This is a genomic window from Streptomyces sp. MK7, from assembly GCF_032658145.1.
Classification (GTDB): domain Bacteria; phylum Actinomycetota; class Actinomycetes; order Streptomycetales; family Streptomycetaceae; genus Streptomyces; species Streptomyces spiralis.
In genome coordinates this window covers 95,112-121,027 of record NZ_JAVACL010000025.1, presented here as the reverse complement: position 1 = coordinate 121,027, position 25,916 = coordinate 95,112, and the positions used below count along the sequence as shown (strand labels likewise).

The 25,916-nt window shown below is 74.5% G+C and carries 21 protein-coding genes and 1 pseudogene; 10 read left to right on the top strand and 12 right to left on the bottom strand.

What is annotated here, in order from left to right; genetic code table 11:
* The 3 genes from R2S09_RS25350 to R2S09_RS25340 all read left to right on the top strand — a co-directional run.
* On the top strand, window positions 1–990 hold a 990-nt coding region (locus tag R2S09_RS25350; protein ID WP_316743413.1), incomplete at its 5' end, for a xanthine dehydrogenase family protein subunit M.
* Window positions 987–3,125: a xanthine dehydrogenase family protein molybdopterin-binding subunit gene (locus tag R2S09_RS25345; protein WP_316743411.1), complete on the top strand. Its 2,139-nt coding sequence runs from the start codon at window positions 987–989 to the stop codon at window positions 3,123–3,125. The genes R2S09_RS25350 and R2S09_RS25345, both read left to right, overlap by 4 nt.
* A complete protein-coding gene (locus tag R2S09_RS25340) occupies window positions 3,118–4,269 on the top strand; it encodes an XdhC family protein (protein ID WP_306190712.1) in 1,152 nt (383 codons plus the stop codon). Before R2S09_RS25345 ends, R2S09_RS25340 begins: the two co-directional genes overlap by 8 nt.
* A gap of 44 nt (window positions 4,270–4,313) precedes the next feature.
* Here the strand turns inward: R2S09_RS25340 and R2S09_RS25335 are convergent, their stop codons facing one another.
* From R2S09_RS25335 to R2S09_RS25325, 3 genes are all read right to left on the bottom strand, one after another.
* Window positions 4,314–4,736: a hypothetical protein gene (locus tag R2S09_RS25335; protein WP_316743408.1), complete on the bottom strand. Its 423-nt coding sequence runs from the start codon at window positions 4,734–4,736 to the stop codon at window positions 4,314–4,316.
* Window positions 4,737–4,992: 256 nt separating this feature from the next.
* Window positions 4,993–5,316 (bottom strand): hypothetical protein, encoded by a 324-nt coding sequence (locus R2S09_RS25330; RefSeq protein ID WP_306190710.1) that lies wholly within the window; start codon window positions 5,314–5,316, stop codon window positions 4,993–4,995.
* Window positions 5,317–5,518: 202 nt separating this feature from the next.
* Window positions 5,519–5,935: a DUF5997 family protein gene (locus R2S09_RS25325; protein ID WP_306190709.1), complete on the bottom strand. Its 417-nt coding sequence runs from the start codon at window positions 5,933–5,935 to the stop codon at window positions 5,519–5,521.
* 59 nt (window positions 5,936–5,994) lie between these two features.
* Between R2S09_RS25325 and R2S09_RS25320 the strand changes: the two genes are divergently transcribed.
* The gene (locus R2S09_RS25320) at window positions 5,995–6,828 is read left to right on the top strand and encodes a LysR family substrate-binding domain-containing protein (protein WP_306190708.1); all 834 of its coding nucleotides are present in this window, start codon (window positions 5,995–5,997) and stop codon (window positions 6,826–6,828) included.
* A gap of 1 nt (window position 6,829) precedes the next feature.
* Here the strand turns inward: R2S09_RS25320 and R2S09_RS25315 are convergent, their stop codons facing one another.
* Window positions 6,830–7,306, bottom strand: a complete 477-nt coding sequence (locus R2S09_RS25315) for an Lrp/AsnC family transcriptional regulator (protein ID WP_306190707.1) — start codon at window positions 7,304–7,306, stop codon at window positions 6,830–6,832.
* A gap of 298 nt (window positions 7,307–7,604) precedes the next feature.
* On the opposite strand from R2S09_RS25315, the gene R2S09_RS25310 reads away from it, so the two are divergent.
* Together R2S09_RS25310 and R2S09_RS25305 are read left to right on the top strand one after the other, a co-directional pair.
* Complete coding sequence (locus R2S09_RS25310; RefSeq protein WP_316743405.1) at window positions 7,605–9,107, top strand: FUSC family protein; 1,503 nt, start codon at window positions 7,605–7,607, stop codon at window positions 9,105–9,107.
* A 130-nt stretch (window positions 9,108–9,237) separates the two neighbouring features.
* Complete coding sequence (locus tag R2S09_RS25305; protein ID WP_316743403.1) at window positions 9,238–10,278, top strand: lactonase family protein; 1,041 nt, start codon at window positions 9,238–9,240, stop codon at window positions 10,276–10,278.
* Between the two features lie 196 nt (window positions 10,279–10,474).
* Here the strand turns inward: R2S09_RS25305 and R2S09_RS25300 are convergent, their stop codons facing one another.
* From R2S09_RS25300 to R2S09_RS25285, 4 genes are all read right to left on the bottom strand, one after another.
* Window positions 10,475–11,398 (bottom strand): sirohydrochlorin chelatase, encoded by a 924-nt coding sequence (locus R2S09_RS25300; protein WP_306190704.1) that lies wholly within the window; start codon window positions 11,396–11,398, stop codon window positions 10,475–10,477.
* Window positions 11,399–11,603: 205 nt separating this feature from the next.
* Complete coding sequence (locus tag R2S09_RS25295; RefSeq protein WP_316743426.1) at window positions 11,604–12,533, bottom strand: BadF/BadG/BcrA/BcrD ATPase family protein; 930 nt, start codon at window positions 12,531–12,533, stop codon at window positions 11,604–11,606.
* 68 nt (window positions 12,534–12,601) lie between these two features.
* Window positions 12,602–13,279: a uracil-DNA glycosylase gene (locus tag R2S09_RS25290; RefSeq protein ID WP_306190703.1), complete on the bottom strand. Its 678-nt coding sequence runs from the start codon at window positions 13,277–13,279 to the stop codon at window positions 12,602–12,604.
* A gap of 116 nt (window positions 13,280–13,395) precedes the next feature.
* Window positions 13,396–14,481 (bottom strand): sialidase family protein, encoded by a 1,086-nt coding sequence (locus tag R2S09_RS25285; protein WP_306190702.1) that lies wholly within the window; start codon window positions 14,479–14,481, stop codon window positions 13,396–13,398.
* 291 nt (window positions 14,482–14,772) lie between these two features.
* On the opposite strand from R2S09_RS25285, the gene R2S09_RS25280 reads away from it, so the two are divergent.
* On the top strand, window positions 14,773–15,393 hold the full coding sequence (locus tag R2S09_RS25280; protein WP_316743400.1) for a hypothetical protein: 621 nt from the start codon (window positions 14,773–14,775) through the stop codon (window positions 15,391–15,393).
* Between the two features lie 145 nt (window positions 15,394–15,538).
* Here R2S09_RS25280 and R2S09_RS25275 read toward each other — a convergent pair.
* Window positions 15,539–16,043, bottom strand: a pseudogene (locus R2S09_RS25275) (pectate lyase); the annotation flags it as partial.
* Between the two features lie 261 nt (window positions 16,044–16,304).
* On the opposite strand from R2S09_RS25275, the gene R2S09_RS40635 reads away from it, so the two are divergent.
* Entirely contained in the window at window positions 16,305–17,072 is a 768-nt protein-coding gene (locus R2S09_RS40635) for a hypothetical protein (protein ID WP_399144609.1), read from the top strand.
* A gap of 8 nt (window positions 17,073–17,080) precedes the next feature.
* A complete protein-coding gene (locus R2S09_RS25265; RefSeq protein WP_316743398.1) occupies window positions 17,081–21,445 on the top strand; it encodes a cation-translocating P-type ATPase in 4,365 nt (1,454 codons plus the stop codon).
* A 22-nt stretch (window positions 21,446–21,467) separates the two neighbouring features.
* Here R2S09_RS25265 and R2S09_RS25260 read toward each other — a convergent pair whose 3' ends face one another.
* On the bottom strand, window positions 21,468–22,547 hold the full coding sequence (locus tag R2S09_RS25260; protein ID WP_316743397.1) for an NADH:flavin oxidoreductase/NADH oxidase: 1,080 nt from the start codon (window positions 22,545–22,547) through the stop codon (window positions 21,468–21,470).
* Window positions 22,548–22,690: 143 nt separating this feature from the next.
* On the opposite strand from R2S09_RS25260, the gene R2S09_RS25255 reads away from it, so the two are divergent.
* Window positions 22,691–23,077 carry a helix-turn-helix transcriptional regulator gene (locus R2S09_RS25255; protein ID WP_306190698.1) on the top strand — a complete coding sequence of 129 codons (387 nt, stop codon included), beginning with the start codon at window positions 22,691–22,693 and terminating at the stop codon, window positions 23,075–23,077.
* A gap of 103 nt (window positions 23,078–23,180) precedes the next feature.
* On the opposite strand, the gene R2S09_RS25250 is transcribed toward R2S09_RS25255, so the two are convergent.
* Together R2S09_RS25250 and R2S09_RS25245 are read right to left on the bottom strand one after the other, a co-directional pair.
* Entirely contained in the window at window positions 23,181–24,527 is a 1,347-nt protein-coding gene (locus R2S09_RS25250) for an FAD-dependent oxidoreductase (RefSeq protein WP_316743395.1), read from the bottom strand.
* A gap of 616 nt (window positions 24,528–25,143) precedes the next feature.
* Window positions 25,144–25,818, bottom strand: a complete 675-nt coding sequence (locus tag R2S09_RS25245; protein ID WP_316743393.1) for a helix-turn-helix domain-containing protein — start codon at window positions 25,816–25,818, stop codon at window positions 25,144–25,146.
* Between the last annotated feature and the right edge of the window lie 98 nt (window positions 25,819–25,916).

Sequence of the window (25,916 nt, the reverse complement as noted above, 5' to 3'; positions counted from 1 at the left end):
AGGGAGTTCGGCTATCAGAGGGCCCACGACGTCGCCGGCGCCGTGGCGTTGCTGGGCGCCGACCCCGAGGCCCGTTTCCTCGGCGGCGGCACCAACCTCGTCGACCTGATGAAGACCGGCGTCGAACGGCCCGCCCGCCTCGTGGACGTCCGCGAACTGCCGCTCGACGGGATCGAAGCCACCGAGGACGGCGGCCTGCGCATCGGCGCGACCGTCACCAACAGTGACCTCGCCGCCCACCCCGAGGTCCGTCGCCGCTACCCGGTGCTGACGCAGGCCGTCCTGGCCGCCGCCTCCGGACAGCTGCGCAACATGGCCACCGTGGGCGGCAACCTGCTCCAGCGCACCCGCTGCGGCTACTTCACCGACGTGACCCAGCCGTGCAACAAGCGCAACCCCGGCAGCGGCTGCCCCGCGATCGAGGGCGAGCACCACAACCACGCCATCCTGGGCGCCTCCGCGCACTGCGTGGCCGTCCACCCCTCCGACATGGGCGTGGCACTGACCGCCCTCGACGCCGTCGTCACCTATGAGACGGCCGACGGGCCGGGCGAGTTGCCGCTCGACGACTTCTACCTGCCCGTGGGCGACACCCCGCACCTGGAGACCGCCCTGCCGCCGGGCGCGCTGATCACCGGCGTCAGCCTGCCGCCCGCGCCGGTCGCCGCCCACTCCCGCTACCGCAAGGTCCGCGAGCGCGCCTCCTACGCCTTCGCGATCGGCTCGGTCGCCGCCGCGCTGGACGTCCAGGACGGTGCCGTACGCGATGTCCGCCTGGCCTTCGGCGCGGTCGCGTCCCGGCCGTGGCGGGCCCGGGCGGCCGAACAGGTGCTGGCCGGTGCGCCGGCCGACGCCGAGACCTTCGCCGCCGCCGCGGACGCCGAACTGGCGGCGGCCGAACCACTGCCCCACAACGCGTACAAGGTGACCCTGATCCGCAACCTCGTGGTGGCCGTGCTCACCGAACTCACCGAGGAGGCCGCCCGATGACCACCGCCACGACCGGGACTCGTACGTCCACCAAGGGCTTCACCGGGACCTCGCACACCCGCGTGGAGGGCCGCGAGAAGGTCACCGGAGCCGCCCGGTACGCGGGCGAGATCCCCTTCGCCGACCTCGCCCACGGCTGGCTGGTGCTGTCCACCGTCGCCCGCGGCCGGATCCGGTCCGTCGACACCGCCCCCGTCCTCGCCCGGCCGGGCGTCCTCGCCGTACTCCACCACCAGAACGCCCCGCGCGTGGAGACCGACTACGTCGGCATGCTGGGCGTCCCGGACCCCACCTGCGCCGTCTTCCAGCACGACCGGGTGCCGCACCTGGGCTGGCCGGTGGCTCTGGTCGTCGCCGAGACGTCCGAACAGGCCCGTGAGGCCGCCGAAACGCTCGTCGTGCACTACGAACAGGAGCCGCACGACATCGACTTCTCCGCCGCCCGAGCGGACGCCCACCCGGTGGACGGCTACATGCCGGCGGTGGCGGAGAAGGGCGACCTGGACGCCGAACTCGCCGCGTCCCACGCCGTCGTGGACGAGGAGTACACCACCCCCGAAGAGCACCACGCCATGATGGAGCCGCACGCGGCGACCGCCCGGTGGGACGGCGGCCGGCTGGAACTGGTCGACTCCAACCAGGGCACCACCTGGGTCGTCGGCGAACTCGCCAAGATGTTCTCGCTCGACCCGGCCTCCGTGCGGGTGCGTTCCGAACACGTCGGCGGGGGCTTCGGCAGCAAGGGCGTCCGCGCGCACCAAGTGGCCGCCGTGATGGCCGCAACCGTCCTCCAGCGCCCCGTCCGGGTGGTCATGACGCGCCGTCAGATGTTCTCCCTGACGGGCTACCGCAGTCCCACCGCGCAGCGCGTCCGGCTGGGCGCGGACGCCGACGGACGGCTGCGGGCACTGGACCACAGCTCTGTCAACCTCACCTCGGCCGTCCACGATTTCGTCGAGTCCGCGGCCGGACCGGCCCGGGTGATGTACGACGCCGACGCCCACCACACCGCCAACCGTGTCGTCCGGCTGAACGTGCCCACCCCGACCTTCATGCGCGCCCCGGGCGAGGCACCGGGCTCGTTCGCGCTGGAGTCCGCGCTCGACGAACTCGCCGAGAAGTGCGGGCTCGACCCGATCGAACTGCGGCTGCGCAACGAACCCGAGCGGGGCCCCGTCTCCGGACTGCCCTTCAGCAGCCGCAACCTGCCCGCCTGCTTCCGCGAGGGCGCCCGCAGGTTCGGCTGGGCGGACCGGGATCCGCGCCCCGGTGTGCGCCGTGAAGGGCGCTGGCTGCTCGGCACCGGTACGGCCGGCGCCTCCTTCGGCGCGGGAGCCGGACCCTCCACGGCGGTCGCCACGGCCGAACCGGACGGCACGTTCACGGTGCGGATCGCCGCCGCCGACATCGGCACCGGAGCCCGCACCGCGCTCACCCTGATCGCCGCCGACGCGCTGGAGGTCTCACCGGACCGGATCAAGGTCCGGATCGGCGACAGCGACTTCGGACCGGCGATGATCGCCGGCGGTTCCATGGGCACCCGCTCCTGGGCCTGGGCGGTCATGACCGCGGCCACCGAACTGCGGGAGCGGCTGGCGCTGGGCGCCGACATCCCGCCGGAGGGCATCACCGTACGGTCCGACACCACCGCCGCGCTCGGCGCCCTCGCGCAGAAGGAACGGCACTCCTTCGGCGCCCAGTTCGCCGAGGTGGCGGTCGACGTCACCACCGGCGAGGTACGGGTGCGCCGCATGCTGGGCATCTTCGCGGCCGGCCGGATCGTCAACCCGCTCACCGCACGCAGCCAGCTCGTCGGCGGCATGACCTGGGGCATCTCCATGGCCCTGCACGAAGAGGCGGTCCGTGACCGCGCCACCGGCGGCCTCTACGGCGCCGACCTCGCGGGCTACCACGTCGCCACGCACGCCGACGTCCCCTTCGTCGAGGCCGACTGGGTGGACGACCCGGACCCGGACGACCCCGTCGGGATCAAGGGCATCGGGGAGATCGGCATCGTCGGCGCCGCCGCCGCGATCGCCAACGCGGTGTGGCACGCCACCGGCGTCCGCCACCGCGACCTTCCCATCCGCCCCGACCGCGTCCTGCAGAGCCTGCCCGGGGAACCGCATGCTTGACATCGCCGGCGAGCTGCACCGCTGGATCGAGGAGGGCCGGGACTTCGCCGTCGCCACCGTCGTGGCCGTCGGCGGCAGCGCACCGCGCGGTCCCGGCGCCGCCCTCGCCGTCGACAGCGAGGGCACGGCGATCGGCTCGGTCTCCGGCGGCTGTGTGGAGGGAGCGGTCTACGAGCTGTGCCGGCAGGCGCTCCAGGACGGCGAGAGTGTCCTCGAACGGTTCGGTTACAGCGACGAGGACGCCTTCGCCGTCGGACTGACCTGCGGCGGGGTCATCGACATCCTCGTCACCCCCGTCCGCGAGGACAGTCCGCTGCGGGCGGTGTTCCGGGCGGCACTGGCGGCCGCCGCCGGCGACGAGCCGGTGGCCCTCGCCCGCGTCGTCCGGGGACCGGCCGGCCTCCTCGGCGCCACGCTGCTGGCCCGGCCCGACGGCACGTACGAGGGCGGCCTCGGCGGCCATCCTGAGCTGGACCGCACCGCGGCGGCCGAAGCCCGCGCCCTGCTGGAGGCAGGCCGCACCGGCACGCGGAAGCTGTCGGAGGACGGATCGCACTGCCCGGGCGGCCTGACCCTGCTCGTCGAGTGCAACGTGCCCCCGCCGCGCATGATCGTCTTCGGGGCGGTCGACTTCGCCGCCGCACTCGTCAGGGCGGGCAAGTTCCTCGGCTACCACGTGACGGTGTGCGACGCCCGCCCCGTCTTCGCCACACGGGCCCGCTTCCCCGAGGCCGACGACATCGTCGTCGACTGGCCCCACCGCTATCTGCGGGGCGCCACGACCGACGCGCGCACGGTGCTGTGCGTGCTCACCCACGACGCCAAGTTCGACATACCCCTGCTGACCCAGGCCCTGCGGATGCCGGTGGCGTTCGTCGGCGCGATGGGCTCACGCCGCACCCACGCCGACCGTGAGCGGCGGCTGCGCGAAGCAGGCCTCTGCGAGGGGGAACTGGCCCGGCTCAGATCCCCGATCGGCCTCGACCTCGGCGCCCGGACGCCCGAGGAGACCGCCCTGTCGATCATGGCGGAGATCGTGGCCATCCGCCGCGGCGGCACCGGCGTCCCTCTGACCGGCTCGGAGAAACCGATCCACCGGGAGGAACAGAAGGAGACAAAGGACGGCGGCACCCGCGCGGCCTGAGCGCCGGCCGACCACCCCGGACGCCGGGCCCCGCCGGGGGGAGGTCACGAACGGGGCCTGGGGAACGTCTCCATAGCGGCGGCCAGATCGGCGGCGTCGGTGCCGACCTTGCGGTACACGGAGGAGAGCAGCTGCCGCACACCCTGCTCCGGGAGACGCAGCTCCTTGGCGACCACCGCCACCGGACGGCCCTGCGCGGCCCGCTCGGCAGCCTTGCGTTCCTGAGCGGTGAGCAGCGTGTCCGTCTGCGCGTACCGCAGGGGCAGCGGCCGCAGCCCGGCCGCGGAGAGCTCGTCCCGGACCCGGCCGGCCAGGGCCTCCGCCCCGCAGTGCACCGCGGTCTCCAGCCCTTGGTAGAGGCGGTCGGCGGCCTCCTGCAGCCGGCCGTTGCGGGACAGCGCGGCACCGTGCCCGACCAGCGCCCGGCCCAGCTCGTACGCGGCCGGCGACCGTTCCAGCTGCTCCACCGCCTCCGCGTGCAGATCCAGCGCCGCCGGCCCCCGGTCACCTCGGCCGGCGTGTGCAGGGCCTGCCCGGTCGCCGACGCCGTACCGAACTCCCGGGCCCGTTGGACGGCATCCCGCGCGAGGTCCGCCGCCCGTTCGGGCTCCGTGGAGGCCAGCGCGGACGCCAGGTCCAGCTGCCACGGACACCAGGCGGGATTGCGCCGGGCCCGGCCGTCGACCACTCACCGACGTCGGTCAGCAGCGCCACCGCATCGGCTTACCGGCCCTCGGCCAGCAGCAACTCGGCGTACACCGTGCGCGGATCGGGGTAGATGACCGCGTTCGGCACGCCCTCGCCGTCATGGTGGGCATCGGCGATCCGCCGCGCCTCCTCCGTCCGCCCCCGGGCCAGCAGCGTCTGGATCAGCACCCCGATCGCGAACCACTGCGCGGGCACCGCCCCCTCCACCTTGTCCGCGATCCGCAGCCCTTCCCGGACCAGCTCCTCGGCTTCGGCGAGGGAGCCTCGGTGGTAGCGGATGTGGGCGAAGAGGGTCTGGCCGACGGCCAGACGGGACCCCGCCAGCCCTTCCTCACGCACTCCGCGATGCCTTTGGAACCACCTGCCTCGGTCGGCACACGAAAGTCGGGCGGTTCTTCAGGGCCTGGCGCCCGATGCATGTCCTGCCCAGTTCACTGCGCGTTCGACTCCGGTCCGCCCATCAACGGGGGCGCAAAGGAGCGTGCAGAGGCGTGCGGGGAACCGCCTTTGTGTGTGCTGAGTCAGCCGGTGGTCTCCGGTGTCAGGCGCGAGATGTGCCGCTCTGTTCGGCGCCCCGCGCCGCGCGTTCGGCGTTCCGCTTCTTCAGACGCGCCGCCTCCTTGCGGACCTCGGCCTGAGTGGCCCGCTCCTTCTCCAGCCACTGAGGCCGGTCCTGCTTCAGGGTGTCGATCTGCTCCGTGGTGAGCGCCTCGGTGATTCCTCCGCGCGCGAGGCCCGCGATGGAGACGCCCAGCTTGGCCGCGACCACGGGGCGCGGGTGGGGGCCGTTGCGGCGCAGGTCGCGCAGCCACTCGGGCGGATCGGCCTGGAGCTCGTCGAGCTCTGCCCGCGAGACGACGCCCTCCTGGAAATCGGCGGGCGTGGCGGGCAGGTACACACCCAGCTTCTTCGCCGCGGTGGCGGGCTTCATGGTCTGGGTGCTGCGGTGCGACTTCATGGTGTCCAGACTATCGACCGGTCGCGGGTGGTCCGACCACGCCGGGTAACCTAGGCGGAGTGACAGGCTCGGAAGCATCCCCCTCGTTCCGGCTCGCGTACGTTCCCGGGGCGACGCCCGCCAAGTGGGCGCGGATCTGGAACGAGCGGCTGCCCGGCATCCCCCTCGAACTCGTTCAGGTCCCGGCCGCCGACGTGCCCGGAGTGCTGCGCGACGGCGCGGCGGACGCGGGCCTCGTACGGCTGCCCGTGGACCGTACGTTCTTCAGCGCGATCCCGCTCTACACCGAGACGACGGTGGTCATCGTCCCCAAGGGCCATCTGGTGACGGCCGCGGACGAGGTATCGGTCGAGGACCTGGCCGACGAGGTCGTCCTCCACCCCCTGGACGACGTCATCGGCTGGGAGCGGCCACCGGGGGAGCCCGCCTTCGAGCGCCCCGCCACCACCGAGGACGCCGTCGAGCTGGTGGCCGCGGGCGTGGGCCTGCTCGTCGTCCCGCAGTCGCTGGCCCGCCTCTACCACCGCAGGGACCTCACCTACCGTCCGGTCGTCGACGCCCCGCAGTCGAGCGTCGCGCTGGCGTGGCCGGAGGAGAGGACCACCGACCTGGTCGACGACTTCATCGGGATCGTCCGGGGCCGGACGGTCAACAGCACCCGGGGACGCGGCGGCGTCCGGACCCCGGGCGGGTCCCAGGACGACCGGGCCGGGGGCGCGGACGCCCGCCGGAAGCCCACGGCGGGCAAGTCGACCGGACGTGCCGGCAAGGCCACCACCACGAGAGCCGGCTCGGGCGGCTCCGGAGGATCACGCGGCGGCAGGGGCGCGAAGGGCGTGAGGACCACCAAGGAGACCAAGGGCGGCAAGCGCGGCAGGCCGCGCCGCTCCTAGGTCACCTCTTCGCCGTCCGGCCGATCGACTCCACCAGCGGCAGCAGCCGGTGAGGGACGCGCTCGCGCAGGGCCACCTCGGTGCGGGTGCGGACCACGCCCGGCAGGCTGATCAGCTTCTGGATCACGTCCTCCAGGTGGGCGTTGTCCCGCGCGACGACCCGGGTCAGCAGATCGCCGCCGCCGGTGATCGAGAACGCCTCGACGATCTCCGGCACCGCGGCCAGCGCGTCCCCGACGTCGTCCAGATGCCCCTGGGTGACCTCGATGTGCACGAAGGCGAGCACCGGGTGGCCGAGGGCGGCGGGGGAGAGGACGGGACCCGTGCCGGTGATCACGCCGTCGCGTTCGAGGCGGTCCAGGCGGGCCTGGAGCGTGCCGCGGGCGACGCCGAGAACGCGGGCGTACTCGCGCACGCTGGTGCGCGGCTGTTCGAGGAGCAGCCGCAGGATACGGGTGTCGAGTTCGTCCACGGCCATGGCGGCGCCCGTGCCCTTCTGCGTTCGTCGATCGACGCCGACTGTACCAATGGCCCAGTGTGGTGCGGCCCGCCCTGGTCGGGCGTCGTCGTCCATTGGCCCTCCGCCGGTACCGGATATCGGTGTCCGGCTGGGCCAATGGCTCAGTGAATCGGACGTCACTTGAGCCACGGGCCGAGTGGATGGTGTTATGGACACGTCGATGGCGCTGCGGACCCCCGCGGCGCCTTTTTCATGCCGGTGTTCCGTACCGGCGTCCCATGCCGGTGTTCCAGGTCTGCCAAGGGGGCGGTAAACAGTGCTGAAGAGGGTGTTCGCGGCTCCGGACCCGGGACGGGCGCGGCTGCGGTTCGCGGCCCGTGCCGTCCTCGGCATCGGCCTGGCGGTCGCCGTCTGCGGACTGGCCGGACACTCCCTTCCGGGCGCCGTCACCGGCGGGCTCGCCGCGCTGCTCGCCCTGTTCACCGTCACCGACCCCACGGTCCGGGCGCAGGCGGTCACCACCGCGCTGCTGCCGGTCGTCGGCATCCCCGTCCTCGCCGCCGCGGCCGGACTGCACGACCACCCCGTGGCCCGGGACCTCGCCTTCCTCGCCGTGGTCGGCGCGGGCGTGTACGCGCGCCGCTGGGGACCGCGGGGCCACAGCCTGGGCGTGTTCGCGTTCATGACCTTCTTCGTGGCGCAGTTCCTGCACGCGACCAGCGGGCAGCTGCCCCAGCTGTCCGCCGCCCTCCTCCTGTCCGTGCTCAGCGCGGCAGCGGTCCGTTTCGGGCTGTGGTGCTACGAACACCGGCTGCCCCCCGCCGTGCCCGTGCCGCCGGCCGGCAGCGCACTGGCCCGGGTGATCACCCGGCAGGCCGTCCAGGCCACCTCCGGCGCCGCCTTCGCGCTCGTCGTGGGGCAGATGGTCTCCGGACAGCGCTGGTACTGGGCCGTCGGCGCCACCTGGTGGGTCTTCGTGAACACCGTCTCGCGCGGCGAGACCCTGGTGCGCGGCTTCCGCCGCGTCCTCGGCACGGTGCTCGGCCTGGGCCTCGGCGCCCTCCTCGTCGTCCCGCTGCACGGCGCCGTCCTGCCCACCCTCGCCCTCGTCGCCGTCAGCGTCTTCGGCATCTTCTACACGGCCGCCGTGTCCTACACCTGGATGATGCTCTGGGTCACGCTGCTCGCCGAGTCGCTCTACGGCCTCCTCGGCGTCCTCACCCCCGGCCTGGTCGCCCTGCGGCTCGGCGAGACCGCCGTCGGCGCACTCGGTGCCGGGCTGGCCGTGCTGTTCGTGCTGCCCGTCACCACCCACTCCGTCACCGATGCCTGGATCCAGCGCGCCCTGCGCTGCGTCCACGCGTGCACCGCCGAGGCCGCCGCCCGGCTCGCGGGCGTCGCGGACGCCGATCCCACGCCCCGCGTGGCCGAACTGGAGCAGCTGCTCGGCCGGGTACGGCTCTCCGTGGCTCCGCTGGTCCACCCGCTGAACCCGATGCTCGGCCGCAAGCGGCGCGCCCGCCGGGTACTCACGCTGCTCGACGACTGCGCCCGCGAGATCCGCGGTCTGGTCGCCGTCGCCGCCGACCCGGAGGCCTCCCACGACGCGCGCCTGGCCGCCGCCTGCTGGCGAGTGGAGGCGGCCGTGGAGGCGCTCACCGGCGGCGCCGAACCCTTCACCGCGACGCCCGCCACCGACACCGCCCGCCCGACCGCGGAAGCGGGCGCCCTCGCCCACCTCCACGGCCTGGAGCGGGCCCTGACCGACCTGGCCGCCCCGCTCCGAGCCCCCTCGGGGTCCCCCCTGGTCGGCGCCTGACCACCACGGCGCACCCGCCCCACCCCCAAGCGCCGGGACACCCCGAGATTCTCCGGCCTTGGTCTAGACCGCACATGATCGACTGCTACCGTCAGCCCGAGACGGGTCGAGCGGGCGAGAGGGGACAGTGGTGGCAGGCGAGGGCGGCGGGCGGCGGCGGGCGTTCATCGGGTCGTTCACGGCGGCGGGAGGACCCGGCGTGGTCACCGCGGCCGTGGCCCACAGCGATGGCGCGCTGACCGTGCTGAGCGACGTGGACGGCGTGCTGGACCCGTCGTACCTGGCCCTGTCGCCCGACGGCGGCACGCTGTACGCGGTCAGCGAGACCGCCGAGGGCGCGGTGGCCGCGTACCGGGTGAAGGAGGAGACCGTCGAGCTCACCGGGGCCCCGGTGCGAGTCGGCGGGAGCGGACCGACCCATCTGAGCGTGTTCGACGGGCACGTCCTCACCGCCAATTACGGCTCCGGCAGCGTCAGCGCCGTCCCGGTCCGCGCCGACGGCCGGCTCGCCCATGCCCCCTCCGACGTCCTGCGGCACACCGGGTCCGGTCCGCACGAACGCCGGCAGCGCGGTCCGCACGCCCACCAGGTGCAGCCGGACCCGAGCGGACGCTGGGCCGTCGGGGTCGACCTGGGCACGGACTCGGTGCGGGTGTACGCGCTGGCGGACGGCAAGTTCACCGTGCACCGCGAGATCGCGCTGCGGCCCGGCTCCGGACCCCGCCATCTGGCCTTCCACCCGGACGGCCGGCACGCCTACGTCGTCAACGAACTCACGCCCACCGTCACCGCCTGCCGCTGGGACGCCGCGAGCGGCGCCCTCAAGCCGCTGGCCGAGACGCCGGTCCTGCCCCATGCCCCGGCCGGTGACGCCTACCCCTCGGGCGTCGTGGCCGCCCCTGACGGCCGGTTCGTGTGGACCGCCACCCGCGGTGAGGACGTGCTGTCCGTGTTCGCCGTCGAGGCGGACGGGGAGCGGCTGGAACTGGTGGCGACGGTGCCCTGCGGCGGCCACTGGCCCCGGGCGCTCGCCCTGTCCGCCGGCTTCCTCTACGTCGCCAACGAGCGCTCCGGCGATGTGACCTGGTTCGCGGTGGACCCGGACACGGGGCTCCCGGAGCGCACCGGCGCGGTGCGGGTGGCCGCGGCGTCCTGCGTGGTCTTCGGCTGACGCCCCCGACCCGCTCCCGCACCGCCACGCACCGCCGCCGCACGGCGAAGGGCCCGCCCCGGCTGTCCGGAGCGGGCCCTTCGTGCGGTCGTACAGGTCGTACAGGTCGTACGGGTCGAGCGGGTCGTACGGGTCATGCGGGTAGTGCCGGTCGTTCGGTGGTTCGCGATGCCGCCGGAGGTCGGCGACGCGCGGATCAGCGGACCGGCGTCCCCTGCGACTGCTGCGGGGCGATGCCCAGCGCGGTCGTGTACTTGGCCAGGGCGAGCTTGCCGATGGCCGGGTACGGGCCGAGCGCCTCGGCGGCCGGGCAGTCCGCCTCCTTGGCGGCCGCCTCGATCAGCTCCGCGTCGATCTCCGGGCCGATCAGGTACGGCGCCAGGGCCAGCTGCTGGGACCCGGAGGAACGCAACTGCGCGGCGACGGCCGCGATCGAGCCCTCCTGGTCGAGGGCGGCCGCCATCACCGGCACGGCGAGGCGGGCGGCCAGCAGCATGCCGGTGATCCCGGCGGCCTGGACGGCCTCCTCGCCGCCGACCGACGCGAGGATGATGCCGTCGGCGGCGGTGGCCACCGTGAACAGGCGGGCGCGGTCGGCGCGGGCCAGGCCGGCCTCCGACAGGCGCACGTGCAGCGCCTCGGCGAGCAGCGGGTGCGGGCCGAGCACATCGGTCAGCTCGGCGGCGACCCGGCTGTCCATCACGGCCTGGCGGATCTGACGCAGCAGCGCGCTGTCCGGGCCGGCCAGCAGCGGCACGACGACCCCGACCGGGCCGTCGGGCTCCTTGACCTCGGCACCGGCGGCCAGCGCCTGCTCGTAGCGGGCGGTCCGCTGGTCGGCCGCGTGCGCGAGCACGGACCGCAGGGTCGGGAACTCCTCGTCGTCCCCGTCGACGTACCCGATCAGGGCGTCGAGGCCGGGAAGCTCGGAGCGGGCGATGCTCACGACCTCCTCGGCAAGGCTGCGCGTGGCGGCGCCGGGCGTGCCCGGCACCGCGAGGACGAGCGCGGGCGCGCCCTCGGGAGCGGCCAGCGGTTCGGGTCGGCGGTGCCGTCCGGGCTGGCGGGGGCGCGGCATTCGTACTGGCAGGCCGGACGCGGGCCCAGTGGGGGAGCTCATGGCGCCGCATGTTACTGGCTTTCCGGGTCCTGCTGTTCGGGGAGGGTGCAGGTGAGCGGTATCCGTCCGGTTTTGTCGGATGCGTGACGCGGTGATCCGAACCGGTGGATGTGTGCAAGGGGTCGGATACGGCAACTCGCCCGCGACATGGGCGCACTTGTCCGACATACGCCGGACACATGCGGACGTGGCGGACGTGAGCGGATCAATCCCCTTGTGCCGGTGGCACGTAGAGCAGCTTCTCGTCACCGGGCAGGGCGAAGGTGCCTCGGGCCAGGTCGGTGGCGATGCGCACCGAGCCGTGCAGCGGATCCCCCTCGGCGGCCACGCGCCGCGCGTGCGGCAGCCGTACGGCCAACTCCTGCTCCAGCGGCACGAGGAGCGGGTCGCCCATCTTGAACAGGCCTCCGGTGAGGGCGACCAGGGGCTCGCCGAGGGGAGGGCAGACGGCGGCGGCCGACTCGGCCATGTGCCGGGCCGCCGCGCGCAGCACGCCGGCCGCCACGGGGTCCTCGGCGGCACAGGCGGCCACCTCGGGCGCGAAGGAGGCGAGGACGGCGGCGCGGTCCGAGCGCGGATAGATTATGCCGGGCAGCCGCGGCATCGGCCCGAACGCCTCCTCGGCACGCGCCAGCAACGCCGCCGAGCCGCCGTCCCGTCCGTCGTGGGCGCGCAGCGCGGCCTCCAGACCCGCCCGCCCGATCCACGCCCCGCTGCCGCAGTCGCCGAGGAGATGACCCCAGCCGTCGGCACGGTGCCAGCCGGACAGGTCGGTGCCGATCGCGATCAGGCCCGTCCCGGCGGCGATCACCGCCCCGGGCCGCGGGCCCAGGGCGCCGACATAGGCGGTGACCGCGTCGGCGACGAGTGCGACCCTGCGCACCCCCAGTTCCCGCGCCAGCGCCCCGGGGAGTTCGGCGCGCAGGGCGTCGCCCAGGGTGGCGAGTCCGGCCGCTCCCACGACGGCCGCCTCCAGCCGCCCCACCCCGGCCTCGGCGGACAACGCCCGCGCCATCGGCACGAGTTGCTCCACCAGGTGTCCGGGATCGATCCCCCGGTCCCCCGTGCGCACCGGTTCCTCCGACGCCCGCTGAGCGAGCGGCCCGGCCCCGGGCACACCGATGACGACCCGCATTCCGGAACCGCCCGAGTCCACGGCGAGGAAGCCGGCCGCCGAGTCCGCGCCGGCCTCCGTCCGGCCCGTCACGGCAGGCGCCAGTCCACGGGCTGCGCCCCCTGCCGGACCAGCAGGTCGTTGGCCCGGCTGAACGGGCGCGAGCCGAAGAAGCCGCGGTCGGCCGACATGGGAGAGGGATGGGCCGACTCCACCGAGGGCAGGTCGCCGAGCAGCGGACGGAGATTGCGGGCGTCACGGCCCCACAGGATCGACACCAGCGGCTTGCCGCGTGCCGCCAGTGCCCGTATCGCCTGCTCGGTGACCTCCTCCCAGCCCTTGCCGCGGTGGGCGGCCGGCTTGCGCGGGGCCGTGGTGAGCGCCCTGTTGAGCAGCAGCACGCCCTGCCGGGTCCAGGGCGTCAGGTCGCCGTTCGACGGCTGGGGCAGCCCCAGGTCGCCGTTCAGCTCCCGGTAGATGTTGACGAGGCTGCCGGGCAGCGGACGCACCTCGGGCGCCACCGAGAACGAAAGGCCGACGGCGTGCCCTGGGGTCGGGTACGGGTCCTGGCCGACGATCAGGACGCGTACGTCGTCGAAGGGTTGCTGGAAGGCGCGCAGAACGTTCGCGCCGGCCGGGAGGTAGGTGCGTCCGGCGGCGATCTCCGCGCGCAGGAAGTCACCCATCGCGGCGATCCGCCCGGCCACGGGTTCCAGGGCCTTCGCCCAGCCTGCTTCGACGATTTCATGCAACGGTCGTGGTGCCACGGGCGTCACCCTACTGCCGGACACCGGCCGTTGATCAAGCTGTGGCCGAAACCCGGGCCCGGCCGTCACGGGGGACGGCCGGGACTGCGCCTCGGGGCCGGCAAGTGCCGTCATGCTCAGCCGATCACCGCCGCCCGTACGCACAGCACGTCCGGCAGATGCGCGGCCAGCTGCTGCCAGCTGTCGCCGTCGTCCGCCGAGGCGTACACCTCGCCGTTGCGGTTGCCGAAGTACACGCCGGCCGGGTCGGCGTCGTCGGTGCACAGCGCGTCGCGCAGCACCGTGCCGTAGTGGTCCTCCTGCGGCAGGCCCGCCGTGAGCGGCTCCCAGCTCTTGCCGGCGTCGGCCGTGCGGAACACGCGGCACCGGTGTTCGGCGGGCACCCGGTCCGCGTCGGCGTTGATCGGGAAGACGTACGCCGTGTCGCCCCGGTGCGGATGGGCGGCCGCCGCGAAGCCGAACGTCGACGGCAGTCCCTCGCCGATGTCCGTCCAGTGCGCGCCCCCGTCGTCGCTGCGGTACACCCCCCAGTGGTTCTGCAGGTAGAGCCGGTCGAGGTTGACCGAGTCCTGCGCCACCTTGTGAACGCACTGGCCGAACTCCGGGTTGGCATCGGGCAGGAACACCGCGGACACCCCGGAGTTGGAGGGCTCCCAGCTCGCGCCGCCGTCGGCCGTACGGAACACCCCGGCGGTGGACACGGCGACCGTGACGGCCCTCGCATCGCGCCGGTCCGTCACCACGGTGTGCAGGCCCTCACCGCCGCCGCCCGGCACCCACTTCGACCGCGTGGGGTGCTCCCACAGCGGGCGGACCAGCTCGAAGCTCTCGCCGCGGTCCTCGGAGCGGTAGAGCGCGGCCGGCTCCGTGCCCGCGTACACCACGTCGGGCTCGGCGGCCGCCGGGTGCAGCTGCCACACCCGCTCCAGCGAGGCGCCCGTCTCCTTGGGGAACTTCACCGCCGGCCGGGCGGGCTCCGTCCACGTACGGCCCAGGTCGTCGGAGTGGAACACGGACGGGCCCCAGTGCGCGCTGTCGCCACCGGCCAGCAGCCGCGGAACGGCGCCGCGGGTGTCGATGGCCACCGAGTACACGGCCTGCGCGTTGAAGTAGGGGCTGTCGTCGAACTCCCAGGCGCCGTCCCGCCGCCGCCCGATGAACAGGCCCTTTCGGGTGCCCACGGCGAGCAGTACCTCGGTCATGCCGATCACCTCCGAGAGGTCTTCGTCCGGACATCCTTGTCTCGGACACCGGCCAGTCTGCACCCCACCACTGACAGTCACCCCCGCGATGACGTCGTCGCAGGTCGGACCGGCATGGTGGGCGTGCCCCGCGAGCCGGGGCGTGCGGAAGGGACGGTTTCGCGCCGCCGCCGGACCCATGGCAGCGCCGGGCCGGGGAACCCGTGATGAGCGTCGAGGAGCCCTCTGCCGTAAGGAAGGGCGGTGGGGCAGGTCCGTGTGGCCCGTGAGCTTGTGAGGAGGATGCCGTCGATGGCGTTCCGGGGTCCCGAGGTGTGGCTGTGGCGGTGGCGCCGCAATCCGCTCAAACGCCGTTCCGACACGGTGGAGGCCTGGGTCGTGCTGGGGGCGTGGGTGCTCACCGTGGCCGCCGGGGTGCTCACCGGGTGGACCGCCGCCGGCGGAGTGGAGGGCGTCATGGCCCGGGAACGGCTCGAGTGGCGGCCCACGGCGGCGCTGGTGACCCAGCAGGCGTCACGCCCGCGGCCCGGTGACCCGGACCCGACGGGCGACGGGAGCGGCCGTGGGGCCACACAGGGGACCGACACGCTCAGGGTGTGGGCGAAGGTGCGCTGGACCGCGCCCGACGGTTCCGCGCACACCGGTCAGGCCCGGGTGCCCTCCGGCAGCGCACCCGGCACCCGCGTCACAGTGTGGACCGACCCTGACGGCGGGCTGGTCACCAGGCCCGCCACACCCACCCAGGCCCACACACACGCCCTGCTGATCGGCGGGCTGGCGGGCATGAGCGCCGCCGCCGTCCCCCTGGCCGGCAGCCGCGTCCTGCGCGGCCGCCTGGAACGCCGCCGTCTGGACCAGTGGGACGCCGAGTGGGCCCGCTTCGATCCGCTGTGGGGCCGCAAGACCTGGTGACGCCGCGGGACCTGGCGAACCCCCCTACGCCGCGTACGCCGGAACCTGCGCTTCGCCACCGGGCCCGACGACACCATCGCGGTGTCCACGGGGGCCGGGAGCCCTCCGCCGCCGTGGACGCCGCGCGCGTGACGCGTCGGCTGCAGGTGATGTCCGACGCCGAGTAGCGGCAGTACGTGCCGTCCGGTCCGCTGCCGGTCTCCGTGGGCTCCGCGCCGGCGTTGTTGCCCTGATAGCGCACGCACGGCTTGATCTTCTTCGAGCTGTCGCCATGGATGCGGATCCTGCTCAGCGGCGCCGCGTCACCGTAGTTCTGGTTGATGCCGACGATCGCCTTGCCGGGCGCCGTGACAGTCGACGCCGCTGACCGCGATCGTGCGCTTGTACTGCGTCCTGCAGTTGCCGCAGGAGCGGACCAGCTGGCCGAAGTCCTCCACCTGGAACTGAGAGACCGCCAGCTTGCCCGCGCCGTTGAACTGCAACACCTTGTCCGACGCCTTCCTCGCACCGCCCCCGATCACGCTGTAGGAGAAGGACGACGACTTGCCGAGGAAGGTGGCCGCGTCCTCGCCGACGTCCTCCCACCTCACGTTCTGCGGCGTGCGGCTGCCCAGGCAGTGGATGCCGTCGGCGGCGGGGGAGCCGATGATGGCGGCGCTCGCGGGGGAGAGGGCCATGTCTGTCATGATCATGACAGCGTGGAGTGTAAGCACTTTCTGGCCACGCTCGGCGCAGAAGGTCGTGGGAGCGCTCCCCCGACGTGCCCGACGAGGCACTCGAAGAGCCCGGGGAGCCGGGAGTCGGGTGGCGCGCGCGCAGCCCCTGACGTTCCCTGAGAAATGGCGGGATGACCAGCACTGTCGCGGGCACCCGGCCACGGAAAGGGATCTCACCCCCAGGCGAGGAGAGTCATGGCTGAGCAGAAGTCGTCGTCGATCCTTACGGCGCCCCTGCACGGCGCTGCCTCGGTGCTGCGGCGGGTACCCGGCGCAGGGCTCGTGGGCAGGGCCGCCCAGGGAACGCTCGACAAGGTCGGCGCCGTGTCGCCGAGGGGCCGGCGGATCGCGGTCTACACGGGGGCCGGGGTGCTCGGCGTCGCCGGAGTGGTGGAGTGGCCGGTCGCCCTCACGGGCGCGGCCGTGGCCTGGCTGACCCAGCCGAGGCCCGATCACCCCGAACGAGCCGGACAGCCGCCGCAGGCCCTTGGCACCGCACCGGACGGCGGCCCGGAGACCGGAGAGGCCATGCCGGTCAGCGAACCGGCGGCCCGCAACGTCGCACGACCCACCGGCACCACGGCCGCCGCCCGGCAGGCCGCGCGCAAACGCGCCGCCGCCACCCGCGAAGGCGCCGAGGACGTCGCCGCCGCGGCCCTCAGGTCCCCCGGCACCCGGAGCCGGACCAGGCCGCCCGCGGGCAGGACCTCCGCGGCCAAGTCGGCGACGGCCAAGGCCGCCACCGCGAAGGCGCCGACGGGCGGGACGGCCACCAGCAAGGCGTCCACACGCAAGGCCGCCACGGTGAAGGCGGCCACCACCAGGACCGCCACCACATCCGCCACGAGCAAGGCGACTCGTAAGACGGCCGGCGGCAAGGCCGCCACGGCGAAGGCGTCCTCCAGCGGGTCCACCACCGGGACCCTCGGCCCGACGGCGCGGCGCGCCCGTACCACCCGCTGAGGAACGTCATGGTGCTCGGTCTGCTGACGGCTCCGGCGGCCGCCGCGCGGCGGCTGAACGAGGCGCCCCGGCTGCTGGCGCGGGCGGCGGCCCCGGCGGTCGGGGTGGCCGCCGGGGCGGTGGCCGGTACGGCTCGCGCCGGCGTGCACGGCCTGGACGCGGCGGCGCGGGTGACGCGGGTCGCGCGCAACGCGCTGCCCGGCGCGGGGGTCCATTGGCGCTCCGGCAGGCGCGCGCACTTCGCGCTGCGCCCCGCCGAGCCGGAGCGGGTCCGGCGCGCCGGCGGCACCGAGCACCTTGCGCGCCGCGTCGCGGCCGCCCTGGCCGAGCACCCCGACGTGTTGTTCGCCTACTGGGACCAGGGGCTCGGGCGTCTGGTCGTCACCGCCACCCAGGAGGAGGCCGCCGAACGGGTGACGGATCGCGCGGCTGAGCTGGCCGCCCAGCACGATCTGACGCTCGCGGGCGGCGACCCCGAGGAGACGACCCATCCGGCCGACCCCGCGGGGGTGCGGTTCGCCGCGGCCACGCTCGCCGCCGACGTCGTCGGCATCGCCGCGGGACTGACCGCCTACGCCCTGCGGCTGCCGCCGTCACCGCGCATGGTGACCGCCGCGCTGACGCTGCTGCGCGAGAACCCGCGCTTTCGCGCGCGGCTGCGCGCCCGGCTGGGCCATCAGCGGATGGACCTCCTGCTGGCCTGCGCCAACGCGGCCGTCCACGGCGCCGGGCAGACCCCCACCTCACTCGTGCTCGACGGGGTGCTGCGCTCCTGCCAGCTGGCCGAGACGGTGGCCCGCTCGGCCGCGTTCGACACGGTCCACGACCGGCTGTGCGCCCCGGACCGGGTCAGCGTCGCCGCCGGCGCCTTCCCCCGCCCGCCGCTGCGCCTGACGCCGGCCCAGGAGTACGCCGAACACGCCTCCGCGGGCAGTCTGCTGGGCGCGGCGGTGACCCTGCTGGTCAAGCACGACGCGGCGGAGGCGGCCGAGGCGGTACTGGCCGGCTCGCCCAAGGCCGCGCGCTACGGGCCCGCCCTGTTCCACTCCGTACTGAGCGCGTCGCTGGCCCGCACCGGCGTGCTGGTGCGCGATGCGGAACGGCTGCGGCAGCTGGGGATGACCGGCACCGTCGTGCTGCACCCGAGCGCCCTGCGCACCGAGACCGGGGATGTCGATCCGTGGGCGGAGGCCGTGCTCGACGCGGCCCGCCGGGCCCGGCTCAAGGTCGTCCTCGTCGACGACCCGGCCCTGGAGGACCTCACCGGCCTGGCCGACGAGGTCGTCGACGCCCGGCGGCCCCTGGACGACGTGGTGTACGGGTTGCGCGGCGGCGAGGACGAGGGCGTGGTGCTCACCGTCGCCCGGATGCGGTCGGCCGACGAGCAGGGCCTCCTGGCCGGACTGCGCGGCAGCGACATCGCCGTCGCCCTCGCCGACCACGACAGCGCCGTCGTCTGGAGCGCGGACATCCTGGCCGTGCACGGCCTGCCCGACGTGTGGCGGGTGCTGACCGCGGTCACGGCCGCCCGCGCCGTCGGCCACCGGGCGCAGACCCTGGCCCGGTCCGGCGCCGCGCTGTCCGGGCTGCTCGTCGCCATCGGCGAGTCCAAGGGCGGACGCGGGCGCCGGGCCGTACTGCCCGGGCTGCGGCACGCACCGGTCGACGCGGCGGCGGCCGCCGCCCTGCTGTCCGGGGCGCGGGCCGCCCTGGGGGTCGCGGCCGCCCGCGCCCCGCACCCGAGCCCGCGCGTGCACTGGCACGAACTGGACTCGGAGGAGGCGCGCGAGCAACTGGAGCACGAACCGGCCGCCGTACCGACCACGTTCGAGCGGGCCACCGGCCGCCTCCGCAAGGCGGCCGACGGCGTCGCCCGGCACCCGGCCATGACCCCCGTGCGCTGGACCTACGAGCTCGGCGCGGCCGTACGCGGCGAACTGCACGACCCCCTCACCCCGGTGCTGGCCGTCGGCTCGGCGGCCTCCGCGATCCTCGGCTCCATGCTGGACGCCCTGCTCGTCGTCGGCGCCCTGGACCTGAACGCCCTCGTCGGCGGCGTGCAGCGGCTGCGCGCCGAGCGGGCGCTGTCCGGGCTGCTCGCCGACCAGAAGCGCAAGGCGCGCATCGCGCCCCCGGACGCGGAGGCGCCGGCCGGCGGCACCCGTACGGTCGACGCCGGCAAGCTGCGCCCGGGCGACGTCATCGAGCTGAAGGGCGACGACGTGGTGCCCGCCGACGCGCGCCTGCTGTGGGAGGAGGGCCTGGAGGTCGACGAGTCCGCGCTGACAGGGGAGTCCCTGCCGGTGCAGAAGCAGACCGCCCCGACCCCGCACGCGGCCGTCGCCGACCGGCGGTGCATGGTCTTCGAGGGCACGACCGTGGTGGGCGGACGCGCCCGGGCCGTCGTGGTGGACATCGGAGAGCACACCGAGGCCGCCCGCGCCGTGCACCTCGCCGCCCGTACGCCCCCGGCCGGCGGAGTCCAGGCCAGGCTCCAGGAACTCACCCGCAAGGCCCTGCCGTTGACACTGGCGGGTGGGGCCGCGGTGACGGGCATCGCGCTGCTGCGCGGCACCCCCGTCCACGAGGCGGTCAGCGGCGGCGTGGCCGTCGCCGTGGCCGCCGTTCCCGAGGGCCTGCCGCTGGTGGCCACGGTGGCCCAACTGGCGGCGGCCAGGCGGCTCACCCGGGGCGGCGTGCTGGTGCGCACCCCGCGCACCCTGGAGGCGCTGGGCCGCATGGACACCCTCTGCTTCGACAAGACCGGCACGCTCACCGAGAACCGGCTGCGCCTGGTGCGCGTCTGCGATACGGGCGGCACGGTCCACGCGGTGCGCGACGAGGCCGCCGCGGAGACGCTGCGCGCGGCCGCGCGGGCCTGCCCGCGGGTGAACGGCGGCTCCGACCGGCCGGTGCACGCCACCGACGAGGCCGTCCTGGACGCGGCCCGCCCCGACCCGGAGTGGACCCAGCTCGAAGGCCTCGGCTTCGAGGCCGCCCGCGGCTACGCGGCCGCCGTGGGCCGCAGCGCGGACGGGCCGCGGGTGCTCGTGGTCAAGGGCGCCCCGGAGACCGTCCTGCCCGCCTGCTCCGGACTCCCGGCCCACGCCTCCGACGCCGCGCACGCGCTGGCCGGCGACGGGCTGCGGGTCCTGGCGGTGGCCCGGCGGCGGCTCGCCGCGCGCGAGAAGGAGACGGACGTACTCGAAGAACCTCTGGCGGGACTGGAGTTCGCCGGTCTGCTGGCGCTGTCGGACGTGCCGCGCGAGACCTCCACGGCGCTCGTCCACGGCCTGTACGAGGAGGGCGTCCGGCCGGTCATGCTCACCGGTGACCACCCGCAGACCGCGCGGGCGATCGCCATGGAACTCGGCTGGCCGGCCGACACCCCCGTGGTCACCGGCGACGAACTGGCCGCCGCCGACCGCTCCGCCCGGGCCCGCATGCTGCGCGACGCGGGCGTGGTGGCCAGGGTGGCGCCCGAGCAGAAGCTCCAGGTCGTCGAGGCGTTGCGGGACGCGGGCCGGGTGGTCGGCATGGTCGGCGACGGAGCCAACGACGCCGCGGCGATCCGGGCCGCCGACATCGGCGTGGGCATCAACGCGCGGGGCTCGGCGGCCGCGCGCAACGCCGCGGACATCGTCCTCACCGACGACGATCTCACCGTCCTGATCGACGCGATCGGCGAGGGCCGCGCCCTGTGGCACAGCGTCGCGGACGCCATCGCCATCCTCATCGGCGGCAACGCCGGCGAGGTCGGCTTCGGCATCCTCGGCACCCTGATGTCGGGCAGGGCGCCGCTGTCCACCCGGCAGATGCTGATGGTGAACCTGTTCACCGATCTGTTCCCGGCGATGGCGGTCGCGGTGACGCCCAAGGAGGACGTCGAGCAGACCCGGGCCGGATCGCCCGAGGACGCGGCCGGCGGTGTCCTCGGGGAGCCGCTGATCCGGCAGATCCGCCACCGCGCCCTGACGACCTGTCTGGGCGCGGTCACGGCCTGGCTGATCGGACGCTTCACACCGGGCAGTGCCCGCCGCTCCGGCACGATGGCCCTGTGCGGTGTGGTCGGCACCCAGCTCGTCCAGACGCTTCTCGACCGCCGCGACAGCCCGCTGGTCCGGGTGACGTCCCTCGGCTCCGCCGTCGTCCTCGTCGCCGTGGTGCAGACCCCGGGCGTCAGCCGTCTCTTCGGCTGCACTCCCCTGGGACCGGTCGCCTGGGCCGGCGTCGCCGCGGCCATCGCCCTCGCCCTCGCGGGCCAGCGGACACTGCCCCGCCTGGAGGAGACCGTGTCCCGCCTGCTGCCGCCGCGCTGGGGGAGCGGGGCCGGAGGCAGCTTCCGAGCCGGGCGGGCGCCGCTCCGGGGCTGACGGGCGCTGCGCGGAGCGGTCGTCAGACGGAGCGGTGGTACTGGTCGGGTACGTGTACCTGGCCGCCCAGTTCGCGGGCCGCGTGCCGAGCCCAGGAGGGGTTGCGCAGCAGTTCGCGGCCCAGGAGGACCGCGTCGGCCTCGCCATTGGCGACGATCTTCTCCGCCTGCTCCGCGTCGGTGATGAGTCCGACGGCGGCGACCGCCATCGGCGATTCGGTCTTCACTCGCGTCGCGAACGGCACCTGGTAGCCGGGCCCCGTCGGAATGCTCACGCCGGGGGCGTTGCCGCCGGTGGAGACGTCGAGCAGATCGACACCGTGCGCGTGCAGCTCGGCCGCGAAGCGCACCGTGTCGTCCGCGGTCCAGCCGGCGTCCTCCAGCCAGTCGGTCGCGGAGATGCGGAAGAAGAGCGGCTTGTCCTCGGGCCAGACCGCGCGCACCGCGTCGACGACCTCGAGGGCGAAACGCACCCGGTTCTCGTACGAGCCGCCGTAGGCGTCGGTGCGGTGGTTGGAGTGCGGGGAGAGGAACTCGTTGATCAGGTAGCCGTGGGCGCCGTGGATCTCGGCGATCTCGAAGCCCGCGGCCAGGGCCCGCCGCGCCGCGTCCGCGAACTGCCCGACGACCTCCTGGATCTGGTGGGCGCTCAGCTCGTCGGGGACCGGGTGCCGGTCGGCGAAGGCGACAGCGCTCGGCGCCACCGGCCGCCAGCCGAGCTCCTCCGGTCCGAGGGGCGCCCCGCCCTTCCACGGCTGGTCCGTCGACGCCTTGCGGCCGGCGTGCGCCAGCTGGATCGCCGGCACGGTGCCCTGGCTCCTCAGGAAGCCGGTGATCCGGCGGAACGCCTCGGCCTGGGTGTCGTTCCAGATGCCGAGGTCGTACGGCGAGATCCGGCCCTGAGGCGACACCGCGGTGGCCTCCACGATGATCAGGCCCGTGCCGCCGGTCGCCCGCGCCGCGTAGTGGGCGAAGTGCCAGTCGCGCGGGACGCCGGCCCCGGGCCCCTCGGGCTCGGCCGAGTACTGGCACATCGGGGGCATCCAGACGCGGTTGGGGAGGGTCACTTCGCGCAGTGCGTAGGGCTCGAAGAGCGCACTCATGGCGGACTCCATTTCGTCACGGGGGGACCGGTCACGTTCGTCACCGAACCGATCGCGACTTGTACGATAACTCTCGTAGTACGTTGGCTGTCAAACTACGATGTTTCTCGTAGGATGAGGAACTCGTACGAAGTGGAGCCGCCGTGAACGCCACCGCCACCGCCGCCGGCAGCCGTGATCTTCCGCACCCCGCACGGGAGGAGATCCGCCTGGAGGGCGTGCTGCACGCGCTGTCCGATCCCCTGCGGCTGCAGATCGTGCGGGAGCTGGCCGCCGGGGCCGAGGAGCTGACCTGTTCCCAGTTCGACCTGCCCGTCTCCAAGTCGACGAGCACGCACCACTTCCGCGTGCTGCGCGAGGCCGGCGTGCTCCGGCAGATCTACCGGGGCACGGCGAAGATGAACGGCCTGCGCCGCGACGACCTGGACGACCTCTTCCCGGGACTGCTCGACAGTCTTGTCGCTGCCGCCACCCGGCAGGCCGCCCGCCACGGGGAGGGCGAAACCGCCGGTCACGACGAGGACCGGTGAGGCAGCCGGCCGGCCCACGTGTGCCATCCCCGGACGCCGGTGACACCGGGTGACATGCGTGCTTCCGTCCGCGGGCTGCGACCCCTGCGACCCCTTACGACCCCTACGGCACCGAGGTGCGCGCCGCCGCTCGCAGCGACTCCCAGTCGGGGAGCTTGACCACGCTCCGCCCGAGCGAGGCGCCGAGCTCCGCCTCGGCCCGCTCGATGGCCTGCCATCCCTCCCACTCGACCGGCTCGACGCCCTCGGCGCGCAACGCGTCGACGGCATCGTCGGGTACCCGCGTACGTACGAGCGCCGGCGCGTCCGCGAGCAGTGAGGTCACCGTCTCCTTGGCGCACGGCCGGTTGGTGCCGATGACGCCGGTGGGTCCCCGCTTGATCCAGCCGGCCACGTACTCGCCCGGCGCGACCGTCCCGTCGCGCAGCACGCGCCCCTCCTGGTGCGGCACCGTGCCCGTGTCGGCGTCGAACGGCAGCCCCTCCAGCGGCACCCCGCGATAGCCCACGGACCGCAGCACCAGCTGCGCCGCCACGTCCTCGTACCGCCCCGTGCCCATGGCACCGCCGCGGCCGTCCGGGACCGTCCGCTCGAACCGCACGGCCGCCACCCGGCCGTCGGCGGCGAGCAGTTCCACGGGACGCAGGAAGAAGCGCAGCCGGATCCGGCGGGCGGCGCCCCGCGGGGGCGTGGCCGCCCACTCGCGCAGCACCTCCACGTTGCGGCGCTGGGCGGCGGGCAGCGCCGAGGGGTCCGCGTACCCCGGATCCAGCGCCAGCTCCTCCGGATCGACGACGACCTCGGTGTCCGGCAGGGCCCCCAGCTCACGCAGTTCCTTGGTGGTGAAACGGGCCTGCGAGGGGCCGCGCCGGCCCACCATGTGGATCTCGGACACCCGGCTCGCGGTCAGCGCGGCGAGCGCGGCCTCGGGCACGTCCGTGGGGCTCAGTTCCGCCGCACCGCGGGCCAGCATGCGCGTGACGTCCACGGCCACGTTGCCCACACCGATCACCACGGCGCTGTGCGCCCCGCGCACGAACCCGTCGTCCACGGCGTCCGGGTGGGCGCTGTACCAGGACACGAACTCGGTCGCCGACCAGCTGCCCGGCAGATCCTCGCCCGGGATCCCGAGGCGGCGGTCGGTCGCGGCACCCACGCAGTACACGACCGCGTGGTACAGCTGCCGCAGCCGCCCGGCGGGCACCCCGCCCGGGCCGCCGACCTGCACGCCGCCCAGGAACCGGACCCGGTCGTGCTCCAGGACCGTCCGCAGGTTGTTCTGCAGCGACTTGATCTTCTCGTGGTCCGGCGCCACGCCGTAGCGCACGAGCCCGTACGGGCACGGCAGCCGGTCGAGGACGTCGACACACACCGAGGGGTCCTGCTGGACGAGGCCCTGAGCGGTGTAGCACCCGCTCGGACCCGAGCCGACGACGGCGACACGCAGCACGGCGGAACTCCTTACCCCGGTGGTCGGAGGAGATCGCTGATGACTCCAGCATGGCAGCAAGCGGCCCGTCCGGGGAGTGCGGCGACACGCCACCGGACGGCGTGTCGCCCGCCCGTTTCCTCCCGAGCCGTCCGACGACCCGCCGGACGGTCCACCCGCTCCGGCTCAGCTGCTCAGGTGCTCAAGTGCTCAGCGGCTCCGGCTGTCCCGGGCCCCGGGGATCCGTTCCCCCCGCTCCTGCGCCCGCGGACCTGTACCGGGCTTCGGTCCCGCGGCCCCGTACCGGGCCCCGGTCATGCGGACTCGTGGCCTCTGCTTCCGGGCCTGTGGATCCGTGCCGGGCCCCGGCCCGGTGACCTGTGCCGCTCTGCTCCGGGCCCCGACCCCGTGCCACCTGCTCCCGCCCGCGAACCCGCGCCGGCCCCGGCCCTGCGGACCCGTGCCGCCAGCTCCCGGGACCGGGCCCCCGGGCCGAACCTCGAACCCGGGCCGGGCCCCCGAGCCGAACCTCGAACCCGGGCCGGGCCCCCGAGCCGAATGTCGAACCCGGGCCGGGCCCCGGGCAAACCTCGAACCCGGGCCGGGCCCCCGGCCGTACCACGGACTCCCCGACCGGCTACTTCTTCCGGTCCGCCGGGTGCTGGTCGGTCGCGAAGAAGCGGGAGATGTCCGTGCGGCACGAGCCGGCGGGTGACTCGGTGTCCGGTGGGAGCCCCATGTCCCAGTCGAGCCGGTAGCGCTTGAACAGCTCGGCCCGCAGCACGGGCACCGGCATCGGCGCTCCGGGGACCAGCGCCGCGTAGACCGCCCCCATCAGCAGCGCCCGCAGCATCGGGTAGTCGGCGTCGACGTCCGTCGAGCCGCGCCGGGCCACGGTGTCCCGCAGCAGGTGGGACAGGCGCTGCTGCTCCGGGCACTGCACGAACCCCTCGGCCTGGAGGATCCCCGCCATGTGCTGGCGCATCAGCACCGGCCGGTCCCGGGCCAGCCCCAGAATCGCGTCGATGGCCCGTGCCATCCGCTCCCGGCCGTCCTCCGTGCGCGGCTCGCGCTCCAGCGCCTCCTCCAGCGTGCGGTGCATCAGCCGGTGCACGGCCGACTGCACGAGCTGGCGCTTGCCGGGGAAGTAGTACGACACCAGGCCCCGGGCCGATCCCGCCCGGTCCGCGATGTCGCCGAGCGTCGTCGCGTCGTACCCGTGCTCGCCGACCAGTTCGACCGCCGCCTGGAGGAGCCGTTCCCGGGAACGCCGCCGCAATTCTTCATTGACCGAGGCGCTGCGCGGGGACATGCTGAAACTCCTGCGTTGACTGGCTGCCAGCCAACTATACTCAACGCGAGCGGACCGGCCCCCGATTCGGGGTCAGGTCGTGCTGCCGCCCGTCTCGG